This window comes from Ferrimicrobium sp., assembly GCA_022690815.1.
In the GTDB taxonomy this organism is placed as follows: Bacteria; Actinomycetota; Acidimicrobiia; order Acidimicrobiales; family Acidimicrobiaceae; genus Ferrimicrobium.
This window is the reverse complement of the sequence record JALCZJ010000010.1, coordinates 16,018-36,686: the sequence shown is the minus strand read 5'-3', so window position 1 is coordinate 36,686 and position 20,669 is coordinate 16,018. Positions and strand designations below refer to the sequence as shown.

Annotated in this window: 16 protein-coding genes, 1 tRNA gene and 1 pseudogene; 7 read left to right on the top strand and 11 right to left on the bottom strand. The window is 58.5% G+C overall.

The genetic code is table 11. The features are described from left to right. Positions 1-81 precede the first annotated feature (81 nt). The gene (locus tag MP439_04595) at positions 82-537 is read right to left on the bottom strand and encodes a MarR family transcriptional regulator (protein MCI2975339.1); all 456 of its coding nucleotides are present in this window, start codon (positions 535-537) and stop codon (positions 82-84) included. Between the two features lie 45 nt (positions 538-582). Between MP439_04595 and MP439_04590 the strand changes: the two genes are divergently transcribed. Then, on the top strand, positions 583-2,685 hold the full coding sequence (locus MP439_04590; protein MCI2975338.1) for an MMPL family transporter: 2,103 nt from the start codon (positions 583-585) through the stop codon (positions 2,683-2,685). A gap of 619 nt (positions 2,686-3,304) precedes the next feature. Continuing rightward, positions 3,305-5,038: a hypothetical protein gene (locus MP439_04585; GenBank protein ID MCI2975337.1), complete on the top strand. Its 1,734-nt coding sequence runs from the start codon at positions 3,305-3,307 to the stop codon at positions 5,036-5,038. 56 nt (positions 5,039-5,094) lie between these two features. On the opposite strand, the gene MP439_04580 is transcribed toward MP439_04585, so the two are convergent. From MP439_04580 to MP439_04570, 3 genes are all read right to left on the bottom strand, one after another. After that, a complete protein-coding gene (locus MP439_04580) occupies positions 5,095-6,192 on the bottom strand; it encodes a TIGR04053 family radical SAM/SPASM domain-containing protein (GenBank protein MCI2975336.1) in 1,098 nt (365 codons plus the stop codon). Between the two features lie 478 nt (positions 6,193-6,670). Further along, a tRNA-Glu gene (locus MP439_04575) sits at positions 6,671-6,743 on the bottom strand. Positions 6,744-6,759: 16 nt separating this feature from the next. Further along, positions 6,760-7,935, bottom strand: coding sequence for a hypothetical protein (locus tag MP439_04570; GenBank protein MCI2975335.1), 1,176 nt, complete (start codon positions 7,933-7,935; stop codon positions 6,760-6,762). A gap of 235 nt (positions 7,936-8,170) precedes the next feature. Here MP439_04570 and MP439_04565 point away from each other — a divergent pair, with 235 nt between their 5' ends. Then, positions 8,171-8,953 (top strand): ImmA/IrrE family metallo-endopeptidase, encoded by a 783-nt coding sequence (locus MP439_04565; GenBank protein ID MCI2975334.1) that lies wholly within the window; start codon positions 8,171-8,173, stop codon positions 8,951-8,953. A 146-nt stretch (positions 8,954-9,099) separates the two neighbouring features. On the opposite strand, the gene MP439_04560 is transcribed toward MP439_04565, so the two are convergent. Further along, the gene (locus MP439_04560) at positions 9,100-10,281 is read right to left on the bottom strand and encodes an NAD-dependent epimerase/dehydratase family protein (GenBank protein ID MCI2975333.1); all 1,182 of its coding nucleotides are present in this window, start codon (positions 10,279-10,281) and stop codon (positions 9,100-9,102) included. 1,315 nt (positions 10,282-11,596) lie between these two features. Here MP439_04560 and MP439_04555 point away from each other — a divergent pair. Continuing rightward, the gene (locus MP439_04555; protein MCI2975332.1) at positions 11,597-11,737 is read left to right on the top strand and encodes a hypothetical protein; all 141 of its coding nucleotides are present in this window, start codon (positions 11,597-11,599) and stop codon (positions 11,735-11,737) included. Between the two features lie 6 nt (positions 11,738-11,743). On the opposite strand, the gene MP439_04550 is transcribed toward MP439_04555, so the two are convergent. Continuing rightward, a complete protein-coding gene (locus MP439_04550; GenBank protein MCI2975331.1) occupies positions 11,744-12,298 on the bottom strand; it encodes a hypothetical protein in 555 nt (184 codons plus the stop codon). A 551-nt stretch (positions 12,299-12,849) separates the two neighbouring features. Between MP439_04550 and MP439_04545 the strand changes: the two genes are divergently transcribed. The 3 genes from MP439_04545 to MP439_04535 all read left to right on the top strand — a co-directional run bounded on the left by MP439_04545 (position 12,850) and on the right by MP439_04535 (position 16,109). After that, complete coding sequence (locus MP439_04545) at positions 12,850-14,304, top strand: G1 family endopeptidase (GenBank protein MCI2975330.1); 1,455 nt, start codon at positions 12,850-12,852, stop codon at positions 14,302-14,304. Positions 14,305-14,317: 13 nt separating this feature from the next. Then, a complete protein-coding gene (locus MP439_04540; protein MCI2975329.1) occupies positions 14,318-15,208 on the top strand; it encodes a 3-hydroxyacyl-CoA dehydrogenase in 891 nt (296 codons plus the stop codon). A 64-nt stretch (positions 15,209-15,272) separates the two neighbouring features. Next, the gene (locus MP439_04535; protein MCI2975328.1) at positions 15,273-16,109 is read left to right on the top strand and encodes a methyltransferase domain-containing protein; all 837 of its coding nucleotides are present in this window, start codon (positions 15,273-15,275) and stop codon (positions 16,107-16,109) included. A 127-nt stretch (positions 16,110-16,236) separates the two neighbouring features. Here the strand turns inward: MP439_04535 and MP439_04530 are convergent, their stop codons facing one another. The 5 genes and pseudogenes from MP439_04530 to MP439_04510 form a co-directional block, all read right to left on the bottom strand. After that, positions 16,237-17,373, bottom strand: a complete 1,137-nt coding sequence (locus MP439_04530) for a transposase (protein MCI2975327.1) — start codon at positions 17,371-17,373, stop codon at positions 16,237-16,239. Between the two features lie 43 nt (positions 17,374-17,416). Next, a pseudogene (locus MP439_04525) lies at positions 17,417-18,039 on the bottom strand (IS607 family transposase). 82 nt (positions 18,040-18,121) lie between these two features. Next, on the bottom strand, positions 18,122-18,823 hold the full coding sequence (locus tag MP439_04520; GenBank protein MCI2975326.1) for an ABC transporter ATP-binding protein: 702 nt from the start codon (positions 18,821-18,823) through the stop codon (positions 18,122-18,124). Beyond that, positions 18,820-19,587, bottom strand: coding sequence for an ABC transporter ATP-binding protein (locus MP439_04515; GenBank protein MCI2975325.1), 768 nt, complete (start codon positions 19,585-19,587; stop codon positions 18,820-18,822). Before MP439_04515 ends, MP439_04520 begins: the two co-directional genes overlap by 4 nt. A gap of 2 nt (positions 19,588-19,589) precedes the next feature. Then, a complete protein-coding gene (locus MP439_04510) occupies positions 19,590-20,669 on the bottom strand; it encodes a branched-chain amino acid ABC transporter permease (protein MCI2975324.1) in 1,080 nt (359 codons plus the stop codon).

The following is a 20,669-nucleotide window of genomic DNA, read 5'->3' as shown; positions in this document are numbered from 1 at the left end:
TTGCCTATCAAGGCCAGCGGTGGGCGCTAAGCCGTGACGTGAACCGCTAGCTTCTGGGCGCTCAACCGACGAGCACAGCGATCAGTGATCGCCGCTGAGCTTGGCATAGACCTTCGAGAGCGCATCGAGCAACGCGCGACGCTCAAGGGGCGTGAGCTGTTGGGTGATCGCCTCCTCATGACTCCATGCCAGCGCGGTCGCTTCCTCGATGACGTGGCGCCCCTGTTGCGTGAGTGACACCCGGTGAGCTCGACGATCTTCGGGGTGTGGGTGGCGACTGATCAGGTCTTGAGCCTCAAGATCGTCGAGTAGAGCCACCATGGAGCTCGTTGGCACATGGGCGGCCGTCGCGAGGTGATGCTGGGTAACTGGACCAATGTCCGCCAGCGCGCGCAGCACACCAAAACTTCTCGGTTCGAGCCCGAGCGATGCCATGAGCGCGCCAAAACTTCGGGTCTCCATGGCCCCAAGGATGGAGAGCATGAACGCAACACTTTCCCCAAAGGGTCGTAGCTCCTCGTTCTTGGCAATGTTCATTGCACGTACATTAATAGCTCATCCACACCGCTATATTAGTCAGATATGAATAATTCGATCCCGAACAATTTCTTTAGTCGGACTGGTCGCCAGGTTTTGGCCCATCGCCGTAGCGTGATCGTGCTGTGGGTCATCGTTTTCCTCTTCGGAGGCTTTGCCGCCGGGAAGGTCGTCAACCGACTCAGCTACAACTTCGCGACCCCTGGGCAGCCCGCCTATGTCGCATCCCAAAAAATCCTGCGCCACTTCGGCAATGGCGGTCAGAACGCACCCGCCATCGTGGCGATCTCTGGGGTCGATTCAGCCAACGCTGCTACCGTCGCGAATGCGCTCTCGGCCACGGCCCGCCAATATCCAAGCATCCGCTTCGTCGACTCGTTCAACGCTCCCAATCTCGGCCTACTGCACGCAGGACACGAGGCGGTCTATCTCTTCACCGGCCCACCCACCTCGTTGGCACCATCCAATGTGCCGAATGCGATCACCGCGAGCCTGCATCGATCACTCCCCAACCTAAGAGTCACGCTGACCGGCGAGTCACAGCTCGCCGCTGCTGGCAAGAGCTCTGGGCTCGGCGTCCTGGCCGAGACGATCGTGGCCGGTGTCGGTGCACTCCTGATTCTCGCATTCGTCTTTGCATCGGTGCTCGCTATCATCCCATTAGTGATCGCGTCGGTCTCCATCCTGGCTACCTTCTTGATCTTGCTTGCACTGAGTTATGCCACCTCGGTCTCCTTCGTCGTTGAGTTCTTAGTCTCGCTCATCGGGCTGGGTATCGCCATCGACTACTCACTGTTGATTGTCACCCGCTGGCGCGAGGAACGGAGCCGGGGGCTCGACAATGAAGCAGCGATCCTCACGTCCATGGCCACCGCCGGTCGATCGGTCGCGCTCTCAGGTGTCACCGTTGGCGTAGGCCTGCTGGCGTTGATCGTGCTCCCGGTGCCACTGCTTCGATCGACCGGAATCGGTGGCGTCTTGATCCCGGTGATCTCCATCATCGTTGTCTTAACACTGCTCCCGATCCTGCTCTCACTGATCGGCAATCGCCTGGATTGGCCACACCGACGCGTCCCACGCCAAGGCTCTCCAACCTGGCATAAGATCGGCGAGATCGTCACCGGCCACCCGTGGCCAGCGCTGATCATCGCTGGAGGCCTCATCGTCGTCTTTGCCTTGCCGGTCTTTGGCATCCGCCTCGGCCAAGACCAAGCCCAAAGCCAATCGAGCTCAACGCCGGCAGCGATCGCCTATCGTTCGTTGCTCCATGCCGGTTACACCCCAGGAATTTTGACACCCATGGAGGTGATCGCCAAGCCCAAGCAGGCGCTCCAGGTCGCCGATAGCCTTCGCAGGACGACTGGTATCACCGGTGCCGCACTCCCCGCCGGGTCCTCCGGCACTCGATCGGGACTCTCTGACGTCATCGCCGTCCCGAACGTCGAAACGGTGAACTCCGCCAATTTCGCACCCGTTGACGCGGTGACCACCCTCGCGAGCCACGATCCCGCCATCATCGGCGTTGCTGGACTCGGTCCCAACGATCAAGACTTCTCGCACGCTATCTACGGTCAGACACCACTCATGCTGGCGATCATCGCGATCTTGACCTTCCTTTTGCTCTCCAGCGCCCTCAAGAGCGTCATCTTGGCCATCAAGGCAGTCGTCGTCAACCTCTTCTCGCTGGCTGCGACCTTTGGGATCCTCACATGGTTTTGGCAGTCGGGACACCTCTCTCACATCATCTTCGGCATTCCCGCGACCGGTGCGATCACCTTCTGGATTCCGATCTCGATCTTCGCCTTCCTCTTTGGACTCTCGATGGACTATGAGGTCTTCATCTTGACCAGGGTGCGTGAGGAGTACGACGTCACCGGCTCCACCAGCAAAGCGGTCGTGAACGGACTCTCGCGCACTGGCAAACTCGTCACCAGCGCTGCGCTCATCCTCTTCCTGGCCTTTGCCTCCCTTGCATCCGCGCCCCTGACCGATCTGCGCGTCTTGGCGACCGGCCTCGGGGTTGGCATCCTGGTGGACGCAACTCTGATTCGAGGTATCGCCGTTCCTGCACTCATCCAGCTCTTTGGACGTGCCAACTGGTGGGTGCCATCGTGGGCTCGCCGTGAACGAGCAGAGGTCACGGCATAGGCCATCCACTACCAACCAACGCGAGCTGTTGGGTCATCTTAGATCGACGGCATCTCTGATATAGGGCTCCTCTGATATAGGGCTCGCCTGACAACATCCATACTGACTATCGACCAAACCATCTTCATCGTTCAAGATCGTCGACTCGGCGAGGGCGAACTCGGCGTTGACCCAACACCCAGCTGCGCACCGCAACGATGATGGCGTGAGCGATGCCAATCGACGCGGCGCCCAGTTGCTATCACAGGACCGTTGATCAACACGATCTCGGCGCATGGAGCTCTTGGGTCGATCGTTCGCTTGGGACGATCCTGCTCTTGGCCTGGCAGCCCAACCCAACCTGATCCGATCAAGGCCCCATCTGATCGGCACGCTACGGAAGCAAAACGTTCTGGTGGGGTCATCCCGACACTTTTCGTGATTTTTGGGGGCACTTACTCCAGATTTTCCTAGTATCTAGCGGCCATAACTAGCATAATCTGATTCTAGCGATCAGCTAACACTACTTTCTGTGCATATGCTCAAGTCAGAGCGCGTAAGTTGCCGATACATCTCACTGTAGGCGTTTTAATCCATATATGGAGTCGCATTGATACGTCTACAAGGAGGATGGATCGACATGGGGCCAAAGACGGCAGTAAGATTGCTCGGAACCCTCGCCCTTTCGGGTGGATTAAGCCTGATCGGGATCGGTGTCACCAGCACGACCACAGCAACATCAACCCCAGTGCTCACTCAACCTGGGCCCAGACACGTGCAGACCCAGGTCAAGGCTGCCTGGCCCATCACTGCAATCGCAGCGACTAGTGGCGGCAAGGGCTATCTCGTCGCTGCTGAAGATGGGGGCATTTTTAACTTTGGGAGTGCACTCTTTGAGGGCAACACCTACACGGACGGCCTGACTGGGCTCTCCGGAGCTCATCCACTGGCCGCTCCGATCGTGGGTATGGCCGCGGAACCAAACGGCAATGGCTACTGGCTCGTAGCCAAAGATGGGGGTGTGTTTAACTTCGGCGGGGCAAAGTTCGCTGGCTCCACCTATAGCGATGGCCTGACTGGGCTATCCGGAGCTCATCCACTGGCCGCTCCGATCGTCGCGATCATTCCAACGCCAAACGGTGGCGGATACTGGTTGATAGCCGCCGACGGCGGGGTCTTTGATTTCGGGGATGCGCACTTCTACGGATCCACCTACTCCCAGGGCTACACCGGTCTCAGCGGCTCGCATCCAATCAGTGGCCACATCGTTGGTGGGGTTGCGACTCCGAGCGGTAATGGCTACTGGCTCGTCTCATCGACTGGCGCCGTCTATAACTTCGGCAGCGCACCCAATGAGGGAGATGTGGCCACCAAGGGCTACACCGGTCTCAGCGGCTCGCATCCGCTGCCGGGGCCCATCGTGTCGATGGCGGCCGACTCCGACGGGACGGGGTACTGGCTCGTCGGCAGCGACGGTACCGTCTACAACTTCGGCAGCGCGCCCAATGAGGGAGATGTGCCAAGTCTGCCGACTCCCGGCGTGAGCACGCCAAGTGGAGGAACAACCCATAACAGCAGTGGTCAACAGCCGACCGGGACTACCCAGGCGCCAAAGCAGAGCGCACCACAGGCGAACACATCGAATCAGAGTCCCCCGCCCCCAGCTTCGCTGCTCAATCCAGCCGCCAACATCGCACCCAATCCCGATTATTACTCCAGCTGCACCGCGGATGTCGACGCTGGCCAAATTGCCAACAGCACCGCCTGCGAGCAGGCCGGGGTCAGTGCGCTCGACAACGGCAGGGCCGCCCAAGGGTTGCCGTCGATGACCTTACCGCAAAACTTCTATCAGCTTCCCGCCATTGACCAGCTTTTTGTGCTCGTCAACGAAGAGCGAGTCTCTCGTGGTCTGACCCCGGTTTACGGTCTAGTCAACTCGCTTAACGCCCTAGCCGCCCAGGGCTCCTCAGCCAACACCGATCCACCGATCTCGCAAGCCACGTTCCAAACGGGCCCATGGGCGCTCGGCCTTTGGGCGAACTGGGCTGAGGACTTCTCTACCGCTGGCAGCATGTACGACTGGATGTACAATGACGGCTGGGGAGGCGCTGGCAACACCAGCAACTTGGCCTGCACGAGCCCGACCTCATCGGGATGTTGGGGCCACCGCGCCAACATCCTGGTTCCCAACTCGGCCGGTTACACCCCTGTGATGGGAGCGGCGAGCATCAACGAGTCCTCACTCGGCGGTTGGGCAGGTTTTGAATCAGATGCCACCGTGGTCACCGAGGTTCCCAACAGCGCACTCAGCTCTATCTCCTACAGCTACACCTGGGCCCAGGCGGTGGCTGCCGGTGCCGACCCCCAAACCTAAACCATGCGACTCCATGAGGGTCGCTGTTCAAACGGACAGCGACCCTTTGGTCGCTTTTATGCCACGTAAGCACACGCTGGATCTGAACCCAGTGGATCACCGAGCGCGGCAAAGGCCCTTGAGCGCGAGCCACCGCACAGATCGCGGTAGTCACAACTGCCACACGGACCCGTGAAGTTAGACGCCCGGATATCACGCAGGAGCGGGTGCTCTCGATAGATCGATACCAACGATTGTTCACGCACTGAACCCAGGCTCATAGGGAGAAAGCCAGAGGGATAGACATCGCCATTCTGGGCGACAAAGATGATCCCTTTGCCATCCCGAGTATTTGCGAGTGCCACCCGGTTCGCGTGACGTGGGACACCCAGACGGCGATGAACTTGCGCGATCAGTTCCCGATACCGTGGACCATTGTCCAGGGAACCCTCCTGGCGTTGGCGAACGATCCTGCGAAAGAATGGGGCCTCGACGGTACGAACCACGAGTCCATAGCCGCTCATGTCGTAGAGAAAACTGGCGACATCTGCATTGTCGCTTGGGTCCAACGAGAGCATCCTAACACCGCGACCAACCTCGATGACGAAGAAGACCTCCCAGATTTTGAGCTCGTTGGACACGAGAAACTCCACAATTTTGGGCAATTCATCGACGGTGTCGACCATCACGGTTGAGTTGATTTGGACGAGAAATCCATACGCCTGCAACAGATTGATCGCCTCGACAGTCTGCTCGAAATGTCCCCCAACGCCACGGATTCGATCATGGGCCGCACCAACGCCATCCAGGGAGATCGAGACGGACCGTACGCCCAGCGACCGTAACGCGATAAGGCGTTGCTCTGATAACAGAGGGCTAACCGCCGGCGCGAGCGCGACCCGAACCTTGCGGGACTTGGCCGCAACGATCAGCTCATCGAGATCATCGCGCATGAGGACATCGCCCCCGGTCAGGATCAGGATGGGACTCGGTTGGCCAAAGCTCGCTATCTGATCGATGAGGTCTAGACCCTCTTGTGTGGAGAGCTGATCGGGTAGACCGCACGAAATCGCATCGGCACGACAGTGACGACAGGCCAGCGGGCAGGCCTTAGTGGTCTCCCAAAAGACCAGCTGTGGAGCCTGATCGTAGCGTTGTTCTCTTGTCGTCGCCATCACCATCTACCTTCTTCCTCAACCCGTCGACTCATTCATCGATGCCGATCGATACCTCAACGAGAGAACCGGCTCGATCGCATGAGTCCAGGCTAGATTCACCAGCACACGACGCGCGAAATGATAGGGGCTTTTGAACAAGATTGGGGCTTTCGACCCTGCCACAACAGCCCTTGGTCCACACGACCGTTGATCTCAGACGGTGATCACCGCGCGCCCCTCAACCCAACGATCAGCGCAATGACCAGAGCACGAGGCTGCGCTATCTCGTGTAATCAACCATCGTCGTGGTAAAAACCACAATGAGCGGGCGTACAAGACGGCGGTATCCTTGGGGCACACGCACGGGGCTGAGGCTTACCTTGGGCCCAATTGTTTGGCTCGCCTGATCAGCACCACGCGTGAGGGTTTATCTCACGATCCCACCATGGGATAGACCTCACAATCCCATCAATGGGACCCGACTGACGGTTAGACGTACCCCCAACGGGATTTGAACCCGTGTCGCCGCCGTGAAAGGGCGGTGTCCTAGGCCGCTAGACGATGGGGGCTCGGGACCAGACTACTCTAGTCGGAGGTCGCGAATCTCCAGGTTGTGCCGTCAGGGCCATCTTCAAAAACGATGCCGCAGGCAGCGACCACGTCGCGTATGCGGTCAGACGTTGCAAAATCTTTCCCGGCCCGAGCGGCCGCACGCAAGTCGATTACAAGCTCTACGAGAGGACCTAGGAGCGCTCGACGATCGACAAAGCCGTCGTTAAGCATCGCATCGAGGAGTCCAACCATGGCGAGCGCCTGATCTGATTTCTGCTGCGAAATGGCGGAGGCGAGCAGCTGCATAGCTGCGTCAGCATCAAAGTCCTCCAGGGCGGCACGGAAGGCTTCGGTGCCCATGGCTTGACTTCGAGCATCTTGGGCCTGTGCGTCGGGCGTTGATGGTGCAGCGTGCACGGCAGTCGACTCAGTAAGCCCGAGATCGTGAACATCGAGAACCGAGCCTGACGGGAACTCCTTGGTGTCGCCACCGCGCCGGATCGAGAGCACACCCTTGCCGAGCACCTCGACACGTCCATTGGCGTCAAAGGTGACACAGGTGTGTTCATCGATCCCGATGATGGGAGTACCCCCAGGGAGCTGTGCCTCAAGCAAGCGCAACCGCCGATCACCGATGTAGCAAAAACGCGTATCGTGAGTAGCACCTTCGCGGTTATCGAAGTGAGGCACAACTGCTGCCTCGATGCCAAAGGCGCCAAGGAGATCGAGACCGTCCTGCCAGACAGGGTCCTGCCCTGCCTTGTAGATCTCGTAGACCGGTATCGACCAACGCCCAGTGGTCACGGCTGCCGCGCTCGCGAAGCACAAAGTCGCGTCTCGGCCAAGCTGGTCGCGTAAGAGCTGCGCGGCTCCGACCTCTTGCAAGTTCCCTAAGGCATAGCTCGGACTTCCCGGGCCGGCGAAGATGTAGTTGGACCCCTCCAGAGCATGACGGAACCGGGTGATCTCAAGGGCATCCGCGCCCTTGGCTCGACGCAACGAGGCAACTCCGAGATCGGTCGTCAAGCTCTCGTCAAAAAAGGCCTGCGCCTTTTCGGTAAGCTCATCCGCATTTTCTTGGAAGCCATAGGTGGTATCGATGAGGACCGGACGAGGCGGTTGGGCAAGGGACGCCAGCAGGGCCCGATGAACCTTGACCATCGATGGCGCAGTCTCACCAGATCCCATCAGTGCAATACGAGCTGTCATGTTGGTACTTTCTTCGTGACGATTCGGCCAGAGCTATAACGTTGTCCCTACCTTAACGAGTTCGGCCCAGTTCTCATTCCAAGCCGCTTCGATGCATCGTGCCAAGACACGCGAGCGACCCCCACATTCGTTGGTTGTCAGAGCCAGCGACTAGAACCATCTTCGACGCACCTGACGTCCTCGCCCTCTGGGCCTCAATCACAACGTATTGAAGCGCAAGAAAAGGGGAAGAGGAATGTCCATCACCGTCACACTGCTCGAAGATGCTATCCGCTCGCTGGCACTCGAAGGAGAATGGGAACGCTATCTCAAAGTTCAATCGCGGTTTCACACCTATAGCGCCCGCAACGCCCTGCTGATAGGGCGACAGTGCCCAAGCGCAACCCAGGTTGCCGGCTATCGCACCTGGCAATCGCTTGACCGCCAGGTGATCAAAGGTGCTCACGCCATCAAAATCGTAGCCCCCAGCCAACGCAGTGATGGATCACTGCAATTTCGCACGGTATCCGTCTTCGACATCAGCCAAACAACCGGTGCTGACCTGCCAGTCACACCGACGCTACTAATCGGAGATGACCCTATCGGACTCTTTGGTGCCCTCGCCCAAGTGGCGAACAATCACGGGTTTGTGGTTGGCCTCGATGCGCTGCCTGAGGGGATCAACGGCCTGTGCACCCACCGGGACCGCACCATCGCCATCTCCCACAACCTCTCCGCCCGCCACCAGGTCAAGACACTTGCTCACGAGTTGGGCCATGCCATTTTGCATGACGGAGCCGGGGTGACCCGCCCAATCGCCGAGTTCGAGGCAGAGTCAGTTGCCTACTTGGTATGCGGAGCTTTTGGGATCGAGACCGGCGAGTACACCTTTGGCTACATCCTTCAGTGGGCTGGTGGACCAGGCCGTGCGCTTGAGGCCATCGTCACCTGCGGCGAGAGAATTCGCACGACCGCCGAACTCATTGCCAGCGAGTCACGCATCGTCTTAGAAACCCCAGCCACGTGCCGGGTCGCCTAAGCGCCGTGTTGAAAGCCTCGATCCCTGGTATCAAGGGCGATACGGGCTATCGCCCGGCTTGACGCGCCGTACTGAGCGCATGCGGCCCATCGTCACGTGGCAGATGCCCTCATTAAACCAGGCATCCATCGCTGTGTCGGCTGGGTCTACGCCTGGGTGCCCATATCCTTTCGCCACAGGGAGCGGGCAAGGATCTTGGAGTCGTCCACCCTAAAGGCGTACTTGCCCGCGACCTCGCGGACCTCAGCCATGAGGCCATCGGAGAGGGTAGTGGGGTTGAGGCCAAGCTCCAGGAAGGTGTGGTTGTCGACCTTGAGGGTATTCTCGTCGGCCTCAAGGCGTGGGTTGGGGAGGTTTTGAACCTCGGCCCCAGTGTGGCTGGCGACCAGGTTGGCCAGGTCTCTAACCCGGTGGGTCTCGGTGACCTGGTTGAGGATGCGGGGACGGTCTCCTGGCTCTGGCGGGTTGGTAATGGCGAGTTCAATGCAGCGCACCGTGTCGGTGATGTGGATGAAGGCACGGGTCTGACCTCCGGTACCGTGTACGGTCAGTGGGTGGCCGATGGCGGCCTGCATGAGGAAGCGATTCAATACCGTCCCGTAGTCTCCGTCATAGTCAAAGCGATTGATCAGGCGCTCATCGACCACGGTTTGGGGGGTCTGGGTTCCCCAGACGATGCCTTGGTGTAAGTCGGTGACGCGGATGCGATCATTCTTGGCATAGAAGGCAAACATCAACTGGTCGAGGGTCTTGGTCATGTGATAGACCGAGCCAGGGCTTGTGGGGTGCAAGATGTCACGCTTGACGACTCCAGCTGGGGTCTCGAGCATGACCTCGAGGTAGCCCTCTGGGATCAAGGAGTCATCGGACCAGCCATAGCCATAGACACCCATGGTGCCAAGGTGTACCAGATGCACCGGCAGATCGGTATCGGCGATGGCGGCAAGCAGGTTGTGGGTGGCTCGGATGTTGTTGTCTACCGTATAGCGCTTGGTATCTACCGAGCGCATTGAATAGGGAGCTGAGCGTTGCTCAGCAAAGTGGACAACAGCATCGGGCTTCTCAGTGACTAACAGCTCTCGTAAGCGGTCGAACTCGGTGGCCAAGTCAAGGAGGTGAGTTCTGATCGTGTGATTTGATACCTCATGCCAGGTGTTGACCCGAACGCTCAGCGGCGAGATCGGGGTCAGTGACTCGGTCTCCATGTCGATGTCGATCTTGCGGCGTGAGAGGTTGTCGACGATCACGACCTCGTGACCAACCGAGGAGAGGTGTAGGGCCGTTGGCCAACCACAGAAACCGTCACCACCAAAAACTATGATCTTCATCTTTCCTCATTTCCTTCGAGCAGCTTAACCGTTCGAGTGCTTTGACCGCCTACCACCGTCAAGCAACCGCTGCATCCAGCCAACTGCTATGTCTAACCAACTGCTATGTCTAACCAACGATCGTGTCTACCGGTCGGCGTGGCCGACCACTCGTACCAACGTCTACCGTCATGGAGAGCCAATGCCGCGGACCTACACGTTCACAATCTCGTATCACCGAGCTCCACCAACGAGTCGAAACCGCGCCAAGGTGACGCCGCACAACAGCTCTAACCCCGGCCAATACTATCACGCATGAGACTACGCTGAGACCCTGGGCAAGACTTGAGAGCAACGTGATAATCAACCGCTAACACCTCCACGTTTGCGCGGTCGATTTTCCCCACCGTGGCGCCCCAGGTGCGGGCTGATCGACCTAGCGGTGACCATCGACCTAGCGGTGATCATCGACCTAGCGGTGATCATCGACCTAGCGGTGATCATCGACAGAGTCACGAATTGATCATTCAACGAAAAGTACATCACCCCGCTCTCCAACACAAGCAACCCACGGCAGAGCCTTTGCTACCTTGTCGAAGCGACCCGCGTCTTCCAGAATCTGAGATCACCATCTCTCAGACACGCACAATAAAGCCGAGAACCAAGTACGAACTGTAGCCACCACTCATGCAGCCATCGCTGCCACATCACTGGTCTCTGGGGGGGGACTGGACTCGGCCCAACGTTGCTGCTCAAATCGTCTGGCTCATCGGATGCCAGCCGGGACTGGCCCCTCGTCTTTGTCGCCGATATCCACAACCAGACTCGTCATCAGCAAGGACTTCACAGGCCGCGTGACTGAGTGTGTCGACGAGGGGCCGACAGGGGTGATTTAGGGTCTACGCGAATCGAATACCAGAAGACCGCTCCAGCTGGCACGCTGGGGTAACACTTACGTTCGATCAGGCGACGCTCAATCACCTCTGGATGGTACCCGCCTGAAACCACCACTTCAGCGACCAGGATCCACTGTTGGTAGGCTTGGCACGTGATGAGAAGAATCCTCCTTGTGTGCCTTGTGGGGCTAGTCGCTGGGCTTGGCCTGAGCGCTTGTGGCTCTGTGAGCGTTGCCAGCCACAAGCTCGCCTCCGACCACGGTTGGGTTTTGTCCTGTTCCAAACAACGATTGAGCGAGCCATCGTTTTTCATTCTTAACTGCGCCACGTCCTCCCCTCTCGTCGCCGATGCAACTTGGACGAGTTGGAGCGCCAACAGCGCCACCGGAACCGGGCGCCTAGGGGTTGCCCCGTGTAATCCGGTCTGCAAAGTGGCCTCGATGGACTTCTACCCTCACACCCAGATCACCCTCACCGATCCCACTACCGTCGATGGTCATTCGAGGGTGTTTACTCACGTCAAGATCGTCTACACCTTTGAGGGCAAGCGCTATTCGTTCGAACGCACCCTGGTCTCCTAGTTCGCCCTAGGTCCATGGTTGGGAGCCATCGAGTACGATATCTGCCCGTCGATCAGGGCGCTCTTGATCGAAATAGCGATCCTCATCGCGCATCCACTGCTCCCAATAGGCTCGCATGGCTTCACCATCGCGAGCCAGCCCTCGTCGGAGGCGTTCATCTCGGGGCGTCTCCACCCAGATCGTCAACGCTAGGTCCCCACGGAACTGATCCCGAGACGATGAGACACCCTCAAGGATGACGAAGGGAGTCGGGTCAACCTCGACCCACTCACCGAGCGCCCGCGCGATCCAGTCGTAGCGTTGATAACGAACCCGCCTCTTTGCTCGAAGCGGAACCAGCACCTGCTCAAGTAGGCGAGGCGCCCAGTCAAGATTGTTTTCCCAGGAGGCGAAGTCATCGGTATGTAGTACCGGACAATCATCGAGCCACGTGCTAAGGATGGCTGCCAATGTCGTCTTGCCAGCCCCACCAAGGCCATCGATGGCGATGACGCGGGTACTCATACCGGCGGGTAGCACGCACCCGCGAATCATGGCAACGATTGCCTCGACATTCACCATCTGAACTTACGCTCTCTCGACCCAACGCTCTGGCCACGGTGCATGATCACCGCCTTTGCCCTGCCCAACACTGCTCGGCGCAGTACCTCTGCACCCTACCGCAGATGTTGTAGACACCAGCGTCTTTTCGGTCGGCGGCCCACCCCTGTCAACTTATATCAGTCATACCACCGCTGGCTGCGACAGCGATCAAAGGCTTCGCTGGCAGGGTGAAAACCCAGATGGCCCTCGTGACCGGGCCTCGATTGCGGCCCTGGCTAACGCTTTGTTCATCTCCCCAGGTTGCTACCGCTCTCTCCTCACAGGGCACTACGTCGAGGCAATCGGCGACGCTGCAATGCACCCATAACCGCAAAACGACGGCGAGGCATTTGCGTCAGCGGCGACAATACGCCAGATGATCGCAATGGTGAAGCCTTTGACTTCTCAATTCGCAAAGGCAACCCCTAGACTAGGCACCAACGAACGGTAGAGCTCAGGTGGCCAGGCGTCGCAGGGGGAGTCGCGTTCAGTGCCGGTCATACGCTGAGTCAGCCGAGGAGAAAAAACGGATGCGTCGAATTCTGGTCATGGCGGTCATCGTCGCGCTCGCACTGCTCGCATGGCCGAACGCGACACGAACCGACACATCGCCGGCGACCTCACAGCGACCACCGAGCCAAACGTCTACTTTGGGTGCAACCCAACTCACCGCGGACACGGCCCCTTCACAGCCTGGCTACTATCTCGCCAGCAAGGATGGGGGTGCCTATGCGTTCGGGACACCTTCTTACGGGTCGACTTACACCTATGGGTTGACCGGGCTTGGGGGGTCGCATCCACTCAATGCTCCGATCGTGGGGATGGCTGCGGCACCGAACGGTGGCGGATACTGGATGGTGGCGGCCGACGGTGGAGTCTTTGACTTTGGGGATGCGCCATTCGAGGGCAGCCTCGTGGGCAAGCGCATCTCTGCTCCAATCGTTGCGATGGCCGCCACGTCCACGACACCGACGATCACCACGACTGCGTTGCCGAGCGCGATCGTGGGCGAGCCCTATGCTTCGTCGATCACCGCTACCAACCTGGGGACGGCAGGTACGTTGAGCGCAACGGGATTGCCAGCCGGCCTCAGCTTGACCCAGTCTGGGACCATCCAGGGGACCCCGACAAGCCCGGGGGTCTCGACCGTCACCGTGACGGCGACGAATGGCGCTGCCACGAGCACCCAGTCTCTCGACCTCGCCGTCACCGAGCCACTCCAGGGTCTCACCACCAGCGTCACGCCGCAGGCCTCGTCGAACTGGGCCGGCTACTACGTCGAACCGGGGAGCTATGACGCGATCACCGGAACCTTTATTGTCCCTACGCTCTCGGCCAACCAACCCTCCTACTGCTTGGGTTCTCAACCGGGGCCAACCTGCTCGCTCTCTGAATGGGTCGGCATCGATGGCGCCAACAACGCATCGTTGATCCAGGCTGGGGTTGAGCTCACGCCGGTCGGGAACGGTTCGACCTATCAGGTCTATCCGTGGTGGGAGATCCTCCCAAACGTGCAGACCAATGTCAACACCCTCACCATCTCCGCAGGCGATCAGGTGACCATCAACATCTACAAGACCGACAGCGCCGCCAACTGGGAGATTCAGATCATCGACGACACCACCGGCAACGCCTTTACCACAACCCAGACCTACAACGGTCCTGGCGCATCGGCTGAGTGGATCGTGGAGGCACCATCGACGACGAATGGGGCCATCCTTCAGGTTCCAACCCTCAACTCCCCCGTCACGTTCTCAAATCTCGGCGTCAACACCAGCGCAAATGGGTCGGTCTCGCAGGCCGTCCAGAGCTTCCTTTGTCAGGTGACCACCGAGCAACCAGGATCGTTGTCGAGCGACCAGTTTCAGGTGACTCAGCTTGCGGGAGCAAGTGGACCGTGCTTGAACGCATCGCTTTTTAACAGTGGTAACGGCACCAGGATCAAGACCAGCGCCGAGAATACGAAGATCGAAGCGCTGCAGTAGTACCATCTTGGTTATGAAGCAATTTCACCATGTCGTCGTCGCCGGACTTGGAGTTTTAGGCGCCCAGATCGCCTACCACAGCGCCTACTCCGGCTTTGCAGTCACCGGTTACGACGTTAACCAGGAGAGCCTTGACGTGGGCCGGGTGAGACTCGAGCAGTTACGTGATAGCTATGGGATCCGCGTTCTCGATCGTGATCCGGTCAAGGCACAGGCGGGGTTCGAGAGAATCACCCTAACGACCGACCTCAGCGAGGCTGCGCAAGGAGCCGACCTCGTGATTGAGGCCATTCCAGAGGACCTTGAGATCAAGCGGAGCTTTTATACAAAGCTTGGGCCCATGTTGGCACCGACGACGATCATTGCCACCAACACCTCGACGCTGCTCCCGAGCGACCTGATGGACGCAACCGGACGCCCAGATCGATTCTTAGCGCTGCACTTTGCCAACCAGATCTGGCGACACAACACCGCGGAAGTCATGGGTACCTCGTCCACCGACCCCGCCATCTACGAGCAAGTGGTGACCTTTGCCAAGCAGATCGGTATGATCCCGATCGAGATCAAGAAGGAGCAGGCAGGTTACCTGCTCAATTCGCTCCTGGTCCCATGGCTGATGGCGGCAAGCTCGCTCTTCATGGATGGGGCCGCCGACCCAGCGATGATCGACCTGACCTGGCGGACCGCCACGGGTGCCCCAGCCGGGCCCTTCCAAGTCTTTGACGTCATCGGAATTCGCACCGCGTACGCGGTGTCTGCGGCCGGCGATGCCAACCAGCAAGCGTTCGCCAACTACCTAAAAGAACACCTCCTCGATCAGGGCAAACTTGGGGTCGAGTCCGGAGAAGGCTTCTACCGTTACCCCGCGGGTGACGACCAAGATCCGGGGACTGACGGCGACTGATGACACCGTGGACCGATCAACCATGGTGGGGCAGCCCTGATAGAGCGATCCTGATGGAGCGATCATGATGGAGCGACGCAGGGTCGACCACTCCTACCTGACGTCGTTCGCCTACGCTGATGCGACACGACTCGGAGCGAGGATCGCCATCTATGACTATCAACAGCCCAAGATCGATCTCGTCGCCGAGGTCCGCGATGCCCTAGGTGTCACCCAAGGCATGCGCGCACTCGATGTCGGTACCGGGGACGGGCGCTATGCACATGCCATCACCAAAGATGGCGGCTCGGCGATCGCCCTCGACCTCTCCCTCGGCATGCTCAAAGGGGTCGGTGGAACATGGACACGAGTCGTGGCCGACGCTGAGACACTCCCCTTTACCAGCGCCTCGATCGATCGCATCGTCGCTGCCCACATGCTCTATCATTTGGCGCACCCCCAACAGGCCTTGGCCCAATTCGCTCGCGTCCTCACCCCCGAAGGTGTTCTCATCGCAACTTCCAACACCGAGATCCACCTTCAAGAGATGCGCCGGCTCTGGGACGAGCTTCTCGACGATCGAGGGCTTAACACCCAGGAACCAAACCTTGCCTTGATGAACCTTGAGCTGCCTATTGATCGATTGCTCGCCGACGCCGGTGCCACCTTTCACCACGTCGAATCAAGGCTCCTTACCAGCTCGCCGCGTTGTGACAACGCGGAGGCGCTCTTCGCCTACGCAGCATCGACCACCGCTGCGATGACGACCAGCGAGTTAGGGTACGATCTGCTCACGCCCTTTGGCGACAAGGTTCAAGCCCTCATCGAATGCGACGGAGCCTTCAATATCACGACGCAGGTCATCCTTATCCGCTGCACGGATCCTCGCTCAACACCGCTTCAACTCATCGAGGACCAGTAGATTGAAGGCCAGTCGATCGACGATCGCTGCTTGATCGAGCACAGCTCAACTGACACGTCACCACGCCCTCAGTCGCACGATCCATCCAGTCACTGTCGGCGCGCTCGCTTCAACCGTTCTATGAACCTCACACAAATCCACTCACGTAGGTTTGCAGTTCACTTACTGCTTCGTCGGAGCCAGTTTCACCAGACGCCAAACCTAGGCTTGGTGTTTGGCCAGAGCTTTCTTCTCCACAGTCGTTACTTCCGGCGGAACTCGCCGCGTTGGTGTCTCGGTCATGGGAAGCACCACAACCGTCGCAGGTCCACTCACGGACGCTCAACGGCATAGACGCGGCTACTCGTCCGCAGGCGGAACAAGTCTTCGAGCTTGGATACCAACGGTCAATAATCACGAGCTGACTACCGAACTTCTCGCACTTGTACGAGAGCTGTCGCTTGAACTCGAAGAACCCCATGTCAGACACAGCTCTTGCAAGGTTGTGGTTGTTAACCATGCCAGGGACATGCAAGGCTTCAATGCAGATCACTTCGTAGTTCGAGGCCAGTTCGGTAGTGAGTTTGTGGAGTGAGTCGTTACCTATGTCGGCGATCCTCGCGTTGAGTCTCGCCAGCTTCAGTTGTGCTTTGTGCCTGTTCTTTGAACCTTTCTGCTTGCGACTGAGCTGTTTGCTGAGTCGGTGTTGCTTCTTGAGTAATTTGGCTTGTGCTTTCGGCCCATCGCTCTTCTCTCCGTTTGAGAGCGTCGCCAGCGTCTTAACCCCAAGATCGACACCGACCGAGCGTTTGGTTTTGATGGTGGGAGAGGAATCATCGACTTCAACTGCAAAACTTACGAACCATTGGTCTGTTCGTCTTGATACGGTGGCCGAGAGTATGCGCCCATCAAAACGCAATGGCTCTGACATGCGAACATACCCAAATTTCGGTATTCGGACTCGGTTGGGGTCTACTCCGAAAGTCCCGCTCGACAAAGAGAAGGAGTCGCAAATGCCCTTCTTCTTGAATTTTGGATACCGACCTCTGCCCTTGAAGAAGTTGTCGAACGACGACCCCAAATCAATCAGTGCTTCTTGGGGTGCACACTTGGTGACATCCATCATCCACGGGAACGGTTCACGCTTGATGCTGTTGAGTTCGCACCGAAGCAAGTACTGGCTTGGAGCCAGGACAGAGGGGTCTGCCTTATGAGCTTCGTAGCGCTCTTTCCAACGAGCTAATCTCCAGTTATACGCGAAACACGCTGTACCGCCAGCTCGCACACGGTGGCTAGCCTGCTTGTGGACGGCCCCTTGTGGGCGGTTATCACGGATTATCGACCGCCTCGGTCATGGATTCAATCATCCGTTTCGCCTTGTGTGATCGTGATCCGTAGAACCGAGCACCAAAGACCTCAATGATCTCCAAGACGTCGTTTGCTAGATCTTCTTCAAAGGAGGGATCTCGGCCTTGGTTGATGATGAGCACTTCGCACTCTCTCGCCGCACAAACGGCAAACACTAGCTCTGCACCAAACCTCAAGTCGGTCTGTGTGGGTGAGAACCAGTCTTTTCAACCTCTCCGTTGACGATGCCGTCGAGTAAGCGCTTGAGACTTTTCTGCTGGCAGTTCATACCGGAACCCAAATCGGAGATCACCTCGTCTATCCACCCTTGCGACGCACAATAGCGTTCGAGCACATGGGCCTGTCGTTGTAGGTCTGCTTGTTGATCCTTCGATGACACCCGCGCATAGGTGACCGTTTTGCGGTCTGGTTGACCAACTGGTCGGAACCCCATCGTCTGGATCTTGGTCAGGTCGTACCGTCGATGACCACCAGGGGTCATTTCAGTGGGTTGTACCAGCCCATCGCGATCCCACCGCCTGAGCGTCTACATGGACACACCAAGGGCTTGCGCGGTCTCGCTCATGGTTAACATGTTCCCCATTATGGTGGCACTTTACCACATATGGTGGAGAATCAGCGTATTGTAGCGTACCCTTACTGCCATCATCTGACCCCTGGTGAGGCTACACCCCGAGAAGGTGGCGCGCCTCATCACTCGATCGAAGATCATTCGCAGTGGCTTCGAGACGAATCCTGCCCTTTTCAAGGACATATCCTCGGTCGATGATCGAGAGGGCAAAACCCATGTTTTGCTCGCTGATGAGCATCGACATTCCGAGATCCTTCAACTCGAGCAGCTGGCGCCCAACTTCCTCGACGATAGTTGGCGCGAGCCCCTCAGACGGTTCGTCCAGCAGCAATAGCTTGGGGTTCCCCAGCAACGCCCGGCCAAGCTTGACCATCTGGGCCTCACCACCCGAGAGCACCCCAGCTCGGCGATCCATCAACACGGCGAGCTTCGGGAAGGCAGCGACGACCCGATCGATGTCCCAAGGATTCTCGGTCTTACGCGCAGCCTTTGTCGCGAGCACGAGGTTCTGCCGCACCGTCAAATCACCAAAGACTCGGCGTCCACTCGGGACAAGACCCACACCGAGATTAGCCACTTTATAGGCGGACTTCCCTTGGATCGGGCGCTCTTCGAAGGTGATCAACCCGGAGCGCGGCGGGGTTAGTCCGGTAATGCTACGCAACGTGGTGGTCTTACCGGCCCCATTACGGCCCAAAAGCCCGATGACCTCACCTGCCTCCACCGAAAGCGAGACCCCTTGGAGCACATGCGAGCGATCGTAGTAGGTGTTGATGGACTGCAAGTCAAGTATCACGACAGACCCTTGCTAAACTCTGAGGTGCCGAGGTAGACCTCCACCACCGTTGGATTGGTACGTATCTCATCAGGCGGACCCTCGGCGATCGTTTGGCCCTGATGCATGACCGTGACTACATCTGCCAACGAAAAAACCACACTCACATCGTGTTCCACGATCAAGACGGTAAGACCGTTGGCATGGACCAGTTCACGCACCAGATTGACCGCGCGCAGGGTCTCAGATGGTGACATGCCGGCTGTCGGCTCATCGAGTAGCAAGACCTTCGGCTTCATCGCTACCGCCAGTGCCACCTCGAGGGCTCGCTGATCGCCATGGGATAGGTCCCGGGCTGTTGCTCGAGCAAGTCCTGAGAGGCCGACCTGATCGAGCAGGGAGGCGACCTCGTCATCAACGTCACGGCTGAACAAGCCAAAGAGTCTCGCTGAATGTCTACGCCTTGAGGTCACCGCAACCTCTAAACACTCTTGTACGCTGAGCCGCCAGAAGACGTTGGTGGCCTGAAAGGCACAACCCAGTCCTCGCATCATCAGCTTGTGCGTGGAAAGCCCAGTGACATCCGTGCCGTCGAGTACGACCCGTCCGGCGTTCGGGTGCAACTCGCCAATGATGACGGAGAACAGTGTCGACTTACCAGCACCGTTCGGCCCGATCACCGCCCGAATCTCTCCAGGCATCACCGACAAGGAGACGCCATCGACCGCGCGAAAGCCGTCAAACTCCTTGATCAGGCTGTCAACAACGAGAATTGGTTCAGCCATCGTTACTGCTCCTCATCGTCAAAGATCTGCTCATCAAAGACGTCATGGGAAGCAACCTGCGCAGGATCCTCCTCATTGGACGGCACGCGCCCTAGGCGAGCAAGTACAAACCGACGAATCGGTGGCCCGAGCCCAACCAGGCCATCTGGGGCCAGGAGCACCACGCCAACGAGGACGACGCCAAGCACCAGCTCCCATTGCGAGGTGTATTGGCTGATTTCAAGCTTGCCGACCTCGAAGATCACCGCTCCAATCACCGGGCCCATAAAGCTGCCGATGCCGCCAACCAGTGCCGCCAGCAATGGGTTGCCCGCCTCCAGCCAGTTGAACAGGTGCGGATAAGCCGACGAGTTCTGGACCACCAAGAGCGCCCCGGCGACACCGGCTCCAGCTCCAGAGATCACAAACCCGATGAGTTGATGTTTATAGACGTTGACCCCGACCGCCGCTGCTCGCCGACGATTTTCACGGATGGCCTTGAGGGTAACCCCAAATGGGGAGATCATGATGAAGTACATGACGACGATGGCCACGACCGCGAACGCCGCGATAAAGAGATAACCAGAGGTCACGCCGGAGATCGATTGGGGAATCATGTTTCCAAAGATGCCGGTCGCCCCTTGCGTGTAGCTATAGGCCTGTTCCACGATGGTATGCACTAGTTGGGTAAAAGCAAGGGTGACCAAGGCAAAGAACCAACGCCGCGTCCGAAGTGCCACGAGACCGACCGGAATTGCGGCAATAGCGCCGAGGATCGGAGCGAGGATAAAGAGAGCCCAAAACGGCCATTTATAGTGGTACCACCCAAGCGCCAAGGTGTAGGCACCGACTCCGTAAAAGAGCGACTGACCAAAGGTCACCAAACCGCTATAGCCCACCACAATATTCGTCGAAACAGCGAAGACCGCCATAACCAGCACTGACTCGAGGATGGAAATCTGGCCGGAACTTAGGACAAAGGTCGCGATGACCAACAACCCAATGCCGATGAGCGCCCAAACCAAGGGACCGCGGTCTATCTTCTTCGGTGATGACAGCTCACCCCCGGAGGTCGCCGCATTCCGCGGACGTACAATCGCCAT

Coding starts and splice junctions, on each gene's coding strand:
- MP439_04595 (MCI2975339.1), bottom strand. CDS start 537: ATGAACATTGCCAAGAACGAGGAGCTACGACCCTTTGGGGAAAGTGTT.
- MP439_04590 (MCI2975338.1), top strand. CDS start 583: ATGAATAATTCGATCCCGAACAATTTCTTTAGTCGGACTGGTCGCCAG.
- MP439_04585 (MCI2975337.1), top strand. CDS start 3,305: ATGGGGCCAAAGACGGCAGTAAGATTGCTCGGAACCCTCGCCCTTTCG.
- MP439_04580 (MCI2975336.1), bottom strand. CDS start 6,192: ATGGCGACGACAAGAGAACAACGCTACGATCAGGCTCCACAGCTGGTC.
- MP439_04570 (MCI2975335.1), bottom strand. CDS start 7,935: ATGACAGCTCGTATTGCACTGATGGGATCTGGTGAGACTGCGCCATCG.
- MP439_04565 (MCI2975334.1), top strand. CDS start 8,171: ATGTCCATCACCGTCACACTGCTCGAAGATGCTATCCGCTCGCTGGCA.
- MP439_04560 (MCI2975333.1), bottom strand. CDS start 10,281: ATGAAGATCATAGTTTTTGGTGGTGACGGTTTCTGTGGTTGGCCAACG.
- MP439_04555 (MCI2975332.1), top strand. CDS start 11,597: ATGGACTTCTACCCTCACACCCAGATCACCCTCACCGATCCCACTACC.
- MP439_04550 (MCI2975331.1), bottom strand. CDS start 12,298: ATGGTGAATGTCGAGGCAATCGTTGCCATGATTCGCGGGTGCGTGCTA.
- MP439_04545 (MCI2975330.1), top strand. CDS start 12,850: ATGCGTCGAATTCTGGTCATGGCGGTCATCGTCGCGCTCGCACTGCTC.
- MP439_04540 (MCI2975329.1), top strand. CDS start 14,318: ATGAAGCAATTTCACCATGTCGTCGTCGCCGGACTTGGAGTTTTAGGC.
- MP439_04535 (MCI2975328.1), top strand. CDS start 15,273: ATGATGGAGCGACGCAGGGTCGACCACTCCTACCTGACGTCGTTCGCC.
- MP439_04515 (MCI2975325.1), bottom strand. CDS start 19,587: ATGGCTGAACCAATTCTCGTTGTTGACAGCCTGATCAAGGAGTTTGAC.
- MP439_04510 (MCI2975324.1), bottom strand. CDS start 20,669: ATGGCGATTGTACGTCCGCGGAATGCGGCGACCTCCGGGGGTGAGCTG.